A 13680-nucleotide genomic window follows, 5' to 3' on the forward strand; every position below is an offset into this window, starting at 1 on the left:
AAATTTATATAAAAATAAAAAATATTGAGGGTATTTGGTATGAGTAAAGTAACTATAAAAGAAGTTGCAAAAGAGGCAGGAGTTGCAACTTCCACCGTGTCTAGAGTTTTGTCTAATAATCCTAAAATCAGTGAAGAAACTAAAGCTAAAGTCAATGAAGCAATAGAAAGGTTAAATTATAAACCTAATGCAATTGCAAGGAGCCTTGCAAATAATAAAACAAAAATATTGGGGGTAGTTTTACCCAGTGAAGCAGATGACTTACTTACAAATCCATTTTTTATAAATGCCATGAAGGGGATGAGTATTTATGCACAAAATAAAAACTATTATATTACATATGTGTTTGCAAAAGATGGTAAAAACGAGTTTGAAAGTATAAAAGAAATTACTAATACGAACTTAATTGAAGGAATTATACTTCTAAGAGTAAATGAAAATGATGAAAGTATTAAGTTTTTAGATACTATAGAATTTCCTTTTGTAGCAATTGGAAGGCCCGAAAAAACAGAAGATGTATTGTGGGTGGATAACGATAATTTTCAAGCTATGTATAATGTAGTAAATAGACTTATTCAAAAAGGTCATAAAAAAATAGGATTTATAGGAGCTATAAAAACTTTAAATATGTCGAAAGATAGATTAAAAGGATATAAAATGGCTTTGGAAGTGAATGGATTAAATTATGATGAAGAGTTAGTTATACATAAACAACTTTTTAAAGAAAATGCAGGATATGATGGAGCTGAAGAATTGCTAAGTAAACACGAGGCTACAGCTATTGTAACTACAGATGATTTATTAGCATTTGGAGTGTCTCAGTTATTAAATGAAAAAAGATTAGAAAAAATATCATTAGTTGGATTTAATAATATCCAACTTTCAAAATACCAGACACCACCATTAGCATCTGTAGACATAAATGCAGATGAGCTAGGATACTATGCTGCAAAACTGCTTATTGAAAAATTAGAAAATGAAGACATAGTAAATACGCACTACATAGTAAACACAGAGTTTATAGAAAGAGAATCTTTTAAATAAATTATATATAGAATGTTTAAGGTTGTCTTAAACTATTCTATATATAATAACTTTGTGCAAATGGTTGCATTGTTGAAATTAATGATTTGTATTAAATTTAGAAAAAAATTAAAAAATCCTTGAAAACATTTTCATAGGATGTTATAATTTGCTTATAATAAAGGTGGGAAATAAAAAAGTTGTATATTTTTTTACCATTCAATGCAATCGATTGCATTGAATGGAGATAATACTTAAATTAAAAAGGAGATGAGTTTAAAATGAGTAGTAAAACAAAATTAATTTCATTTGACTTTTGGCAAAAGCTAGGTAAAGCTTTATTAGTGGTTATAGCGGTTATGCCAGCAGCAGGGCTTATGGTTTCTATAGGCAAACTTATAGGTATGTCATCTGATGCTCACTTAATAATGACAACAGCAAAAGTTGTGGAAGATATAGGTTGGGGAATAATTGGAAACCTACATATACTATTTGCTGTTGCAATAGGAGGATCTTGGGCAAAAGAAAGAGCAGGAGGAGCTTTTGCTGCTGTAATTGCATTTATATTAATAAATCGTATCACGGGAGTTGTACTTGGTGTAAATGCAGATATGCTTTTAGATCCACAAGCAACAGTAACTTCTTTAACAGGATCTACACTTTTAGTTAAAGATTATTTCACATCTATATTAGGTGCACCAGCACTTAACATGGGAGTGTTTGTTGGTATAATATCAGGGTTTATGGGAGCTGTACTTTATAATAAATTCTACAACTTTGATAAACTTCCTAAGGCTTTAGCATTTTTTAATGGAAAACGTTTTGTTCCATTTGTTGTTATATTAGGTTCTGTAATAGCTGCAATTATATTATCTATAATTTGGCCATTTGCACAGGGAGCTTTAAATGCTTTTGGTATGTGGATTGCATCTTCTAAAGATACTGCTCCGGTTTTAGCGCCATTTGTATATGGAACACTTGAAAGATTATTACTACCATTTGGACTTCATCATATGATAACTGTGCCTATGAACTATACAGAACTTGGAGGTATATATCATATTGCAACAGGAGCAGCTGCAGGAACTACAGTTGCAGGGCAAGATCCATTATGGCTTGCATGGATAACTGATTTAATTAACTTTAAATCTGCAGGAGATATGGCATCGTATAAAGAGTTATTAACAAGTATAACACCAGCTCGTTTTAAAGCAGGGCAGGTTATATTATCAACTGCATCACTTGCAGGTATATCTTTAGCAATGTACAAAAATGTTGATAAAGATAAAGCTAAAAATTACAAACCTATATTTATATCTGCTATGCTAGCATGTTTCTTAACTGGGGTTACAGAACCAATAGAATTTATGTTTATGTTTATATCACCAGTTTTATATATAGTTTATGCAATTCTTACAGGACTTGCATTTGCACTTGCAGATATAATTCACTTAAGAGTGCATGCTTTTGGATTTATAGAATTTTTAACTCGTACTCCAATGCTTGTTAAAGCAGGACTTACAATGGATTTAGTTAATTTCTTTATATCATGTGCTGTATTTTTCTTATTAAACTTTGGAATATTTAATTTCTTAATCAAGAAGTTTAATATTGCAACACCAGGACGTAAAGGAAACTATATAGAAGAAAGTAATGAAGAAGAGAGCAAAAAGACAGATACTAATAATATAGCTCAAGATGTATTATCAAGTAAAATAATCAACTTACTTGGAGGAGCTGATAATATAGAAGATGTAGATGCATGTATGACTAGATTAAGAGTAACTGTAAAAGATGTGAGCTTGGTTGGAAGTGAAAAAGATTGGAAGGCACTTGGAGCATTAGGACTTATTGTTAAAGATAGAGGGGTCCAAGCGATATATGGACCAAAGGCTGATGTTTTAAAATCTAATATATTAGATATGTTAGGAGTGTAAAACAGTGAAGCTTTTAACATTGAATTGCCACTCTTGGCAAGAAGATAATCAAATTGAAAAAATATCTTATATAGCTAAGGTCATAAATGAAAAAGAATATGACGCTATAGCTCTTCAAGAAGTAAGTCAATTAATATGTTCAGATATAGCTTATGATAATGTGAAAGCAAATAACTTTGCATTATTACTTCAAGATGAATTAAAAAAACTTGGAAATGAGAATTACACACTCCATTGGGATGTTGCTCATATAGGCTATGATATATATGAAGAGGGGCTTTGTCTTATGACAAAGCTTCCTGTAGTTAAAAAGGAAAGTTTTAACATATCTATAAGCGATGATATTAATTTTTGGAAAACTAGAAAAATAGTTAAGTTAAATGTAGTTTATAACAATTATGAAATTAGTTTATATTCGTGTCATTTAGGATGGTGGAATGACGAAGAAGAGCCATTCAAAGAACAGTTTGATAAACTTTTTATGCAAATTGAAAATGATAAATTTGCATTTGTGATGGGTGATTTTAATAATAATGCTAATGTAGAAAATGAAGGATATGATTATATTTGTGAAAAATTATTTGACACATATAATTTATCAAAAAATAAAGATTCAGGAATAACTGTAAAAGGAAAAATTGCAGGGTGGGATAAAAATAAAGAAAACTTAAGGCTAGATTTAATTCTTTCAAATAAAGAAATTAAAGTAGAAAGTTCTAATGTTATTTTTAATGGAATAAATAAAAATGTGGTATCAGACCATTATGGGGTAGAGGTAGTTGTAAGTATATAGTGTATGTAAGTGGATTTGTGGAGAATGTAGTTGTTTCCTTCACACAAGGTACAAAAAACGTACCTTAAGTGTTTCGTCAACAGCTACATTCTCCACAAATCATAGAAACGATGTAAGAGAATGGAAAGTTATGGAGGTTGATATATATGAAGAAAACTTGGTGGAAAGAAGCCGTAGCGTATCAAGTTTATCCTAGAAGTTTTAAAGATTCTAATGGAGATGGAATTGGAGATTTAAGAGGGATTATACAAAAGTTAGATTATATAAAAGATTTAGGAATAGATGTAATATGGGTTTCACCTTTTTATAAGTCTCCTAATGATGATAATGGATATGATATTAGTGATTATAGAGATATTATGGATGAATTTGGTAGTATGAAAGATTTTGATGAACTATTAGATGAAGTTCATAAAAGAGGAATGAAGTTAATTATAGATTTAGTAATAAATCATACTAGCGATGAACATCCTTGGTTTGTGGAATCTAGATCTTCTAAAGATAGCAAAAAAAGAGATTGGTATATATGGAAAGATGGAAAGGATAGTAAAGAACCAAATAACTGGGAAAGTATATTTGGAGGATCTGCATGGGTTAAAGATGATTTAACAAATCAATACTATCTACACCTTTTTACTAAAAAGCAGCCAGATTTAAACTGGGAAAATAAAGATATGAGATTAGCTATATATGACATGATGAACTGGTGGCTAGAAAAAGGTATAGATGGATTTAGAGTAGATGCAATTAGTCATATAAACAAAGAAAAAGGGCTTTTAGATATGCCAAATCCAGATAATTTAAAATATGTTTCATGTTTTGAAAAGCATATGAATGTAGATGGAATTCACAATTATTTAAAAGATATAAAAGAAAATACTTATGGAAATTATGATGTTATGACAGTTGGAGAAGCTAATGGAGTAACTCCTGAGGATGCTCATCTTTGGGTATCAGAAAAAGACGGTAAGTTTGATATGGTATTTCAGTTTGAGCATTTAGATTTGTGGAATAGTGATATGGATAAGACTCTTGATTTAGTTGAATTTAAAAAAGTATTAAGCAAATGGCAAACCAATTTACATGGATTAGGATGGAATGCTTTATTCATAGAAAATCATGATATACCTAGGATTGTATCTATGTTAGGTAATGATAAAGAGTATTGGTATGAAAGTGCTACGTGCTTAGGGCTTATGTATTTTATGCAAGAGGGGACTCCTTTTATATATCAAGGTCAAGAAATAGGGATGACAAATGTAGAATTTAAAAATATTGAAGATTACAATGATGTAAAAACTAAAAATAACTATTATATAGGATTAGATTCAGGTGATAGTCATGAAGAGCTTATGAAACGAGCATGGAGGTTATCTAGAGACAATGCAAGAACTCCTATGCAGTGGAGTATTAGCGATTTTGGAGGGTTTAGTAGTGTAACACCTTGGATAGGAATAAATCCAAACTATAAAAATATAAATGTTGAAAATCAACTAATAGATAAAAACTCTATATTAAACTTTTATAAAAGTATGATTAAAATTAGAAAAGAATATGAAGCTTTAATATATGGTGAGTATAAATTAATATTAGAAAATGATACAAAGATATATGCATATGAACGAGTATTAGATAATAGTAAATTTTTAGTAATTACTAATATGTCTAATGATAATGTTTTATATAATTACGATGAAGTAAAATTAAATTACAGAAACTTAATTTTATCAAATATAGAAGTAAAAGAGCATGATATAATAAGTTCGGTGAATTTAAACCCTTGGGAATGTAGATTATATAAAATATAATAAGGAGTATTTATATGACTGAAAAAGAAAAAATGCTAAAAGGAGATGCGTATATTGCATCTGATCCAGAGCTAGTAAAAGATAGACAAAAAGCTAGGATATTAACAAGATTATATAATCAAACTATAGAGACTGATGATTATACAAAAAATGAAATTTTAAGAAAATTACTTGGATCTACAGGGGAAAATGTATATATAGAACCAAGTTTTAAATGCGATTATGGTTACAATATACATTTAGGTGAAAATTTTTATGCTAATTTTGATTGTATAATGTTAGATGTATGCGAAATTAAAATTGGTAAAAATGCTATGTTAGCTCCAAATGTTCAAATATACACAGCCTATCATCCGATAGATCCTAAATTAAGAATTTCAGGAATCGAATATGGATCTCCAGTAACAATAGGAGATAATGTATGGATAGGCGGGGGTGCTATAATAAATCCAGGTGTAACCATAGGTGATAATGCTGTTATAGGATCTGGTAGTGTTGTTACAAAAGATATACCATCTAATTGTGTAGCTGTAGGAAATCCGTGTAAAGTAATTAAAAATATTTAAATAAAAAATTAAATGGCTATCTTATGAGATAGCCGTTTAATTTTTTATAACTGAATTAGAAACAGAAACTATAATATTAGATGTTATACAAGCTAACTCAGAAGGGGTTTCAATCATTCCATCTTCAAGCCATCTGGATATAATTCCAATATGCATTGATGTTGCTGTTTCAATTAAATATTTTAGAGGGATACAAAATGCATCTGGAGTTTTTATTACAGATATTTTTTTTATCAATTCTTCGATTAGACTTTTAAACTTCAATTGAAAATTTAAGTCTCCATTTCCGCCTAGTATAACTTTTACAAAGTCAGAGTTTTTACCTATACATTCATAAACGCAGCTTAAAAAAGGAATTATAGTAGTTGCATCTTGTATGGGTAAAGATTGAGGGTTAAATATTTTAAATGCATCAGCTAATACTTCTCTTATTTCGTTTAATATATCATTTTGACTTTGTTCTAATAAATCGTATTTATCCATGTAATGTAGGTAAAAAGTAGCTCTGTTAATATTAGCTTTGTCAGTAATATCTTTTATAGTAATCTTATCAAATGGTTTTTCTTTCATTAATACTGTTAAAGAGTCCTTAATTACACTTCTAGTTTTTAAAATTCTTCTATCCATAATAGCCTCCTAAACTAAATATAATCAACAAAATCATGAAATGTGTTTAATAATAAACACATCGAGAGTTTTTAATTATTGTTATATATTATGACTTAATTATAATTATAATATAAGGATTAATCAACACTGTGTCGATTAAAAGGAGGTTAACATGAGTATTGTTAAAGTAAAAAATATTACTAAGGAAATTTCTAAAATTAAAATTCTTGATAATGTAAGTTTAGAAATTGAAGAGGGAGAAATCTTAGGATTAATAGGACCATCTGGGTCTGGAAAGAGTACATTTATAAAATCTATTATAGGTATGGAAAAAATTACTTGTGGAGAAGTATTCATATTAGGAAAGAAAATACCAAATAGAAACGTATTGCAAAGTATTGGATATATGGCTCAATCTGATGCTCTATATGAGGATTTGACTGGTAACGAAAACTTAGAATTTTTTGCTAAAATATTTTCAATAAATAAGTATGAGATAAATAAAAGAATAGAGTATGTATCAAATTTAGTTAATATGCAAAATGATTTAAATAAAAAGGTTAAATATTATTCAGGGGGTATGAAAAGAAGGTTATCATTAGCTATATCATTAATACAGGACCCAAAGATTTTAATACTAGATGAACCTACTGTAGGAATTGATCCTAAACTTAGACTTAGTATTTGGAATGAGCTAAATAAATTAAAATTAAATGGGAAATCCATAATAATAACAACTCACGTAATGGATGAAGCTCAAAGATGTGACAAGTTAGCATTAATAAGAAATGGTAAAATTATAGCAAATGGAACACCTAGTAAATTAAAGGATGAATTTAAAGTAGATACTATTGAGGATATATTCTTAAAAATAGGAGGTGAAATTTAATGAGGGTAAAAGCTATTATAATAAGAATAATAAAACAAACCATTCATGATAAAAGAACATTAGCACTTATGATGGTTGCACCTATGATTGTTATGACTTTAGTTTATTTTTTATTTAACTCTAATGAAGAAAATTTATTAAATGTAGGGGTTTATAATACATCATCAGAGTTTAATGAATCACTTAAAGATGCAGATCTTAATATAAAAGATTACAGTGATAAAAATAATATTAAAAATAAAATAACAAATCAAAATCTAGATGCGTTTATAGTTAAAAATAATAATGAATTAGAAATAACATATGAAAATAGTTCACCAATAAATACAAAAGAAATTAAAGCAAAAGTACAATCAACTATATTAAAAGATGAATTTTTAAAAATTTCTTCAAAAATTAATAAAAACATTGGAGAAAGTAATAAAATATCGATAAACTCAAGTTATGTATACTCAAATGAAGACTTAACATATTTTGATACTTTAAGTCCTACACTTATTGGATTCTTTGTATTTTTCTTTGTGTTTTTAGTTTCAGGAATATCTTTATTAAAAGAAAGAACAACAGGTACACTAGATAGACTATTATCTACTCCTATAAAAAGAAGTGAAATTGTATTAGGATATTTAATTGGATATGGAATATTTGCTGTAATACAAACTATATTAATAGTTTTATTTTCTATTTATGTATTGAATATAACTATTGAAGGAAGCATATCATTAGTAGTTATAGTAAACATATTAATTGCTCTTGTAGCATTATCATTAGGACTTCTTTTATCTACATTTGCTAATTCAGAGTTTCAAATTATGCAGTTTATACCTATAATAATAGTTCCTCAAATATTTTTCACGGGGTTAATACCTATAGAAAGTATGAGTATGTGGCTGCAAAATATAGCTAGAATAATGCCTCTATACTATGGAGCAAGTGCTCTAAGTGGTATCTTTGTAAAAGGTTTTAATTTTTATAATATATATAATGATTGTATTATTTTAATAATATTTATAATAGTTTTATATACATTTAATATATTTGGATTAAAGAGATATAGAAAAATATAGTAATAAAGTATAACTTTCCACATATAAAAACTAATAAAGAAGTTTTATATGTGGAGGGGTTATGGAAGATTTATTGCATAAGATAGATGAAATGAAATTGAACTTAAATTCTAAAGATATTAAATCTATAAAAAAAAGTAAATTAAAGACTATATCCACAAAAGAAATAAATAAAGAAAATAAACAAATTATTACTACTTATAATTATTATGTCAAGCTTATTAAAAAATTAAAAAAATATTTAAAAACAGAAGAAGATATAATACTTGAAGTTAAAAATGATAAATTAAATAGGATAGTTTGCTTGGCAATAAAATTAAGTAAAAATGATATGGAAATTTATATGCCTATAGATATAAGAGTATTCATAGGTGATGCTAAAGAGACATATATGGATTGTAGTTATTATAACTTGGAAGATGGTGGAATTCTTTATATAAAGGAATTTACATCAGGAAAACCCAATAATGGGTATGGAAAGATAATATTAGAAAATCTAGATTATATAGTGAAAAAAATAAATATAAAATTAGACTTATATAATCATTATTTTGAAGAATACACGTTTAACTATATAAAGAGAATAGAGGGAGTAGCAATACCTTCTAAAAGTATAATAACACAAGAATCTTTAAATAAAATTTATAGGAAGTATGGATTTGAAGTTGATGAAAAAAATAATATGAGCATGATAAAGATTATTGAAAGTCAAGAAATTGCATATAATCAGAATATGAACTAAGTTTTTGGTTAAATTAAATATGAAATACACTTATCATCGAGGAGGATTTTATCATGAAAAATAATAAAAATAGACATAAAGATAGACCAAAAACTAATGCAGAAAAAAGAAAAGTTTTATTTGAACATGGGTCTGAAATTGGAATAGTAGATGGTAAAAAAATAGGGGCTAGAAACTCAGGGTCAAGTAAAACTAAAGATGAAAAATTATATGATAAGATAGAAAAAAAGGGAACATATTAAAAAAAGTACAATGCATTTGCATTGTACTTTTTTACATGCTATATTAACATATTTTCAATGTAAATCATAATATATAAAAGATAATAAATTGAGTAACCTTTCTTAGGAGGAATTTTTATGAAGTATGCAAATTATAAATTTGGAAATATAGTTGATATAAGTAATATCAAGGGTCAACCATATAAGTTTATAACAATAGCTACAAATCCAAAAGATATATATACTTTCACTAAGCTTATTTATAGTGATCAAACATTAATTCTTGATTGTGAATATAATGAAATAAGCATAGATGATTTAGAGATAGGTGATAAAATCGTAGCTTTTCATTCTAATGTAATGACTATGAGTATACCACCACAAACTCAAGTTTATATAATAGAAGTGAAATAATAAATAAAAGCTGTATAACATAAAAGTTATACAGCTTTTATTTATTAAAATGCTTGGTAAAGAAGCTTTATAGCCACAGCTACAGCCATAAATAAAAAAATTGGTTTTATTAGTTGAGATCCTTTATTTATAGCTACTTTAGCTCCTATATATCCACCTAATACCATAGAAATAGCATAAAAAATTGCTACTTTGTAAAGTATTTGACCACTAAACATAAATAATATAAGTGCTGTAAAATTACTTGTAAAATTTAAAATTTTAGTATTTGCAGATGCATGTAAAAAATCAAATCCATAAATTTTTATAAAAGCAAATGTTAGAAATGTACCTGTGCCAGGTCCAAAAAACCCATCATAAAAACCTAAGGCAAAAGCCATAATAATTCCTTTTTTTATGTTTTCTTTACTAAGGTTTTCGAATTTATCTTCCTTACCTAAATCCTTCTTTAAATATGTATATAGTGCAACTATTAGTATCATAAGAAAAACTAAAATATTTAAAATATTTTCACTTATAGATAAAACACATTTAACACCTAGGAGACACCCTAAAATTGTAAATGGAATTAATTTTTTTAATAACTCGATATTAGTTTTACCTGACTTTGAATACTTGTATGCACTAGAAAAACAACCAAAAGCACCTGCAAACTTATTGGTTCCAAGAGCTAAATGAGCGGGAAGACCTGCCATTAATAAAACGGGCATACTTATTAAGCCACCACCACCTGCTATTGAATCAACGAAAGCAGCTAAAAAACCACCAAGACAAAGAAATAAAATTGTAAGCATAATTCCTCCAACAGTAAAATTTATTTATAATTATTATAATATAAAAGAAATACAAATGTAATTAGGCTGATTAATATTAAATCACAATCATATTAATCAAATAGAGCTCATATATTTTACTAAGGTATAATATATGGTAAAGGGGAGTGATTATGGTGGCTAGAGATATAGTTATAGATTTCTTAACAAAACTATCTATAGATATAGAAAATAAAGCAGATGTAGATGTAAGTTATAGCCAGCAAAGAGATTACTTTTCTAGTGGTAAAATATTAGGGCAACCCATATATTATGTATTTAAATATTTTAGGAAAGAAGAACAATTAGGATTATACATAGAGTCAAGAGATGCAGAAGGGGCTCAATTTTTAAAAGATATTTACTATGAAAAAAATGAGTTTATATCAAGAAAAGTAGGATATGAGCTTGGTATAAGTGAAAGAAAGCAAAATAAAGATTGGGTTAGAATGGGATTTGAAATAGATGTTGACAATTTCAATGAACTTATGGAGTATAGAAAATTATATCTGCATGCATTTCTAAAGTTTAAATCAGCCATAGAAAAAATAGTAGAAAAATACGTAGATGCAATATTCAACTTTGCTGGGAATTTTGGATATACAAAAACAGAATTATTAAGAGAAGTTTTTATGGAAGAAGAAGTTTTAGATGATATAATTTTTAATTTAGACTTTAAAAAAAATATAGTATTGCAGGGCCCTTCAGGTGTTGGAAAAACATTTATAGCAAAGCGAATTTGCTATTTTCATCAAGGGAACAGAGATAATTCAAATATAGAAATGGTTCAATTTCATGAAAATTATACCTATGAAGAATTTGTAAGAGGATATAAAAAGGGAAAAGATGGAGAAGACTATATAAAAAATGGGGTATTTTATGATTTTATAAAAAAAGCTCAGTCTTATCCGGAGCATAAGCATTACTTTATAATAGATGAAATAAATCGAGTTGATGCCAATAAAATATTTGGAGAAATAAACTCTATAATCGAAAATAACAAAAGGGGAAAAGAAAATTCTATCAAACTTATTTATAGCGAGAGTGATGAGAGTTTTTATATTCCAGACAATGTTTATATAATAGCAACATTAAATACTGCTGATAAAAATCTAAAAGACATAGGTTATCCATTAAGAAGAAGGTTTGGATTTATAGATATAGAACCTGTTTTTGAAAATATAGACTTTAGAAATTACCTTGGAGAATGTTTAGGTGTAGAGATGGCAGACCAAGTAGTCTGTAATATGAGCAAATTGAATAAGATAATAGATGAAGATGAAGATTTAGGCAAAAACTATAAGATAGGACAAAGTTATTTTATGTTATCTAGTAAAATTGATGAGTATATAGTGGACAGTTGGTATAGGCAAGTAATAAAAAGAGATATAGAACCTTTAATAAGAAGCTATATGACAAATAAAGAGAAAAGCTATATAAATGATATAATTAAAAAATTATTTGATGATTAAAAAATCCCTTATATGATAAATATCAGGGATTTTTTATTTTATATAGTAAGTTATAATATAGTACAGGAATATAAAAAAGGAGAGTTTATTATGAATGGTAATGAAAGAAGAGAAAAGATTATAGAAATTTTGAAGAATTCATCAAAACCAGTGAGTGGTTCAGATTTGTCTAAAATTTTAGATGTAAGTAGACAACTTATAGTTTCTGATGTTGCATTAATAAGAGCTACAGGTATAAATATTGTATCAACTCCGAAAGGATATATATTAAATGAGGAAGCATGTGAAAATAGTTTAATAAAGACAATAGCATGTAGACATTCTAAAGAATTTATCGAGGATGAACTTAATATAATTGTAGATGAAGGAGCAACTGTATTAAATGTTATAGTTGAACATAGTGTATATGGTCAGCTAACTGGCAATTTACATGTATCATCTAGACGAGATATAAGAGAATTTATGAAAAAATTAGGTGAAGATACAACTAATCCATTATCACAATTAACTGATGGAGTTCATCTTCATACTATAAAATGTGAAAATGAGGAAGTTTTAGATAGTGTAATAAAAGCATTAAAGGAAAAAGATTATTTATTATAGAGTTGACAAAAAAGTTGTATGACTATACACTTATAATGACAGGTGTAAAGACACCTATAATTACATATGTATAGGGGGATTTTTTATGAATAGCAAAATCAATACAAAAGCTGTTGTTATGTCAGCTCTATTATGTGCTTTAGGAATTATAATACCTATGTTTTCTCCAATTAAGCTAATTTTAGAACCTGCATCATTTACATTAGCTAGCCATGTTGCTATATTTATAGCAATGTTTATTTCACCAAGCACTGCAATATTTGTTACATTGGGTACAACGATAGGATTTTTATTAGGAGGATTTCCGATAGTTGTAGTAGCGAGGGCATTTAGCCATTTAGTATTTGTAAGTTTTGGATCTCTTTATTTAAAGAAAAACAAAAATGTTATATCTAGCATAAAGTCGTCGATGGGATTTTCATTGATTATGGGGATTTTACATGCAATAGGTGAAGTATTGGTAGTTATTCCATTTTATTTTGGGTCAAGCTTATCTCAAGGATATTACGAACAAGGTTTTTTAACATCTGTTTTATTATTAGTAGGGGTAGGAACTATAATTCATAGTATGTTAGACTTTGGGCTATCAGTTTATATATGGAATGTGATGCCTAAAGAATTAAAAAATATAGACGCAGTTAAAGCATAAAAAAATAACAAGATTGGATTTTTTATCTAATCTTGTTATTTTTTTATATAAAAATTTAATATATATGTTAAAAAT

15 protein-coding genes are annotated in these 13680 nt (G+C 27.4%); 13 read left to right on the forward strand and 2 right to left on the reverse strand.

Going from position 1 to position 13680, the window contains the following annotated elements; translation table 11 throughout:
* Positions 1–39 precede the first annotated feature (39 nt).
* The 5 genes from GFJ41_RS01335 to GFJ41_RS19590 all read left to right on the forward strand — a co-directional run bounded on the left by GFJ41_RS01335 (position 40) and on the right by GFJ41_RS19590 (position 6127).
* A complete protein-coding gene (locus GFJ41_RS01335; RefSeq protein ID WP_035113691.1) occupies positions 40–1044 on the forward strand; it encodes a LacI family DNA-binding transcriptional regulator in 1005 nt (334 codons plus the stop codon).
* Positions 1045–1304: 260 nt separating this feature from the next.
* Complete coding sequence (locus GFJ41_RS01340) at positions 1305–2960, forward strand: PTS transporter subunit IIBC (protein WP_021432492.1); 1656 nt, start codon at positions 1305–1307, stop codon at positions 2958–2960.
* A 4-nt stretch (positions 2961–2964) separates the two neighbouring features.
* Positions 2965–3753 carry an endonuclease/exonuclease/phosphatase family protein gene (locus GFJ41_RS01345; protein ID WP_170074408.1) on the forward strand — a complete coding sequence of 263 codons (789 nt, stop codon included), beginning with the start codon at positions 2965–2967 and terminating at the stop codon, positions 3751–3753.
* A 146-nt stretch (positions 3754–3899) separates the two neighbouring features.
* Positions 3900–5561 carry an alpha-glucosidase gene (locus GFJ41_RS01350; protein ID WP_170074409.1) on the forward strand — a complete coding sequence of 554 codons (1662 nt, stop codon included), beginning with the start codon at positions 3900–3902 and terminating at the stop codon, positions 5559–5561.
* A gap of 14 nt (positions 5562–5575) precedes the next feature.
* The gene (locus GFJ41_RS19590) at positions 5576–6127 is read left to right on the forward strand and encodes a sugar O-acetyltransferase (RefSeq protein ID WP_170074410.1); all 552 of its coding nucleotides are present in this window, start codon (positions 5576–5578) and stop codon (positions 6125–6127) included.
* A gap of 36 nt (positions 6128–6163) precedes the next feature.
* Here GFJ41_RS19590 and GFJ41_RS01360 read toward each other — a convergent pair whose 3' ends face one another.
* A complete protein-coding gene (locus GFJ41_RS01360; RefSeq protein WP_170074411.1) occupies positions 6164–6754 on the reverse strand; it encodes a TetR/AcrR family transcriptional regulator in 591 nt (196 codons plus the stop codon).
* A 154-nt stretch (positions 6755–6908) separates the two neighbouring features.
* Between GFJ41_RS01360 and GFJ41_RS01365 the strand changes: the two genes are divergently transcribed.
* The 5 genes from GFJ41_RS01365 (at position 6909) to GFJ41_RS01385 (ending at position 10069) form a co-directional block, all read left to right on the forward strand.
* Positions 6909–7625, forward strand: a complete 717-nt coding sequence (locus GFJ41_RS01365) for an ABC transporter ATP-binding protein (RefSeq protein ID WP_170074412.1) — start codon at positions 6909–6911, stop codon at positions 7623–7625.
* Positions 7625–8692: an ABC transporter permease gene (locus GFJ41_RS01370; RefSeq protein ID WP_170074413.1), complete on the forward strand. Its 1068-nt coding sequence runs from the start codon at positions 7625–7627 to the stop codon at positions 8690–8692. Before GFJ41_RS01365 ends, GFJ41_RS01370 begins: the two co-directional genes overlap by 1 nt.
* A 61-nt stretch (positions 8693–8753) precedes the next feature.
* Positions 8754–9434: a hypothetical protein gene (locus tag GFJ41_RS01375; protein ID WP_035113676.1), complete on the forward strand. Its 681-nt coding sequence runs from the start codon at positions 8754–8756 to the stop codon at positions 9432–9434.
* Positions 9435–9487: 53 nt separating this feature from the next.
* Entirely contained in the window at positions 9488–9676 is a 189-nt protein-coding gene (locus GFJ41_RS01380; protein WP_035113675.1) for a hypothetical protein, read from the forward strand.
* A gap of 117 nt (positions 9677–9793) precedes the next feature.
* Positions 9794–10069, forward strand: a complete 276-nt coding sequence (locus GFJ41_RS01385) for a hypothetical protein (RefSeq protein WP_035113673.1) — start codon at positions 9794–9796, stop codon at positions 10067–10069.
* Positions 10070–10113: 44 nt separating this feature from the next.
* Here the strand turns inward: GFJ41_RS01385 and GFJ41_RS01390 are convergent, their stop codons facing one another.
* Positions 10114–10863 carry a sulfite exporter TauE/SafE family protein gene (locus GFJ41_RS01390; RefSeq protein WP_035113671.1) on the reverse strand — a complete coding sequence of 250 codons (750 nt, stop codon included), beginning with the start codon at positions 10861–10863 and terminating at the stop codon, positions 10114–10116.
* 152 nt (positions 10864–11015) lie between these two features.
* On the opposite strand from GFJ41_RS01390, the gene GFJ41_RS01395 reads away from it, so the two are divergent.
* The 3 genes from GFJ41_RS01395 to GFJ41_RS01405 all read left to right on the forward strand — a co-directional run bounded on the left by GFJ41_RS01395 (position 11016) and on the right by GFJ41_RS01405 (position 13605).
* On the forward strand, positions 11016–12353 hold the full coding sequence (locus GFJ41_RS01395; RefSeq protein WP_170074414.1) for an AAA family ATPase: 1338 nt from the start codon (positions 11016–11018) through the stop codon (positions 12351–12353).
* Positions 12354–12443: 90 nt separating this feature from the next.
* Positions 12444–12956, forward strand: a complete 513-nt coding sequence (locus GFJ41_RS01400; protein ID WP_035113669.1) for a transcription repressor NadR — start codon at positions 12444–12446, stop codon at positions 12954–12956.
* An 85-nt stretch (positions 12957–13041) separates the two neighbouring features.
* On the forward strand, positions 13042–13605 hold the full coding sequence (locus tag GFJ41_RS01405; RefSeq protein WP_035113667.1) for a hypothetical protein: 564 nt from the start codon (positions 13042–13044) through the stop codon (positions 13603–13605).
* Positions 13606–13680: the final 75 nt, after the last annotated feature.

The organism is Paraclostridium dentum, from assembly GCF_012922555.1.
Lineage (GTDB): Bacteria > Bacillota > Clostridia > Peptostreptococcales > Peptostreptococcaceae > Paraclostridium > Paraclostridium dentum.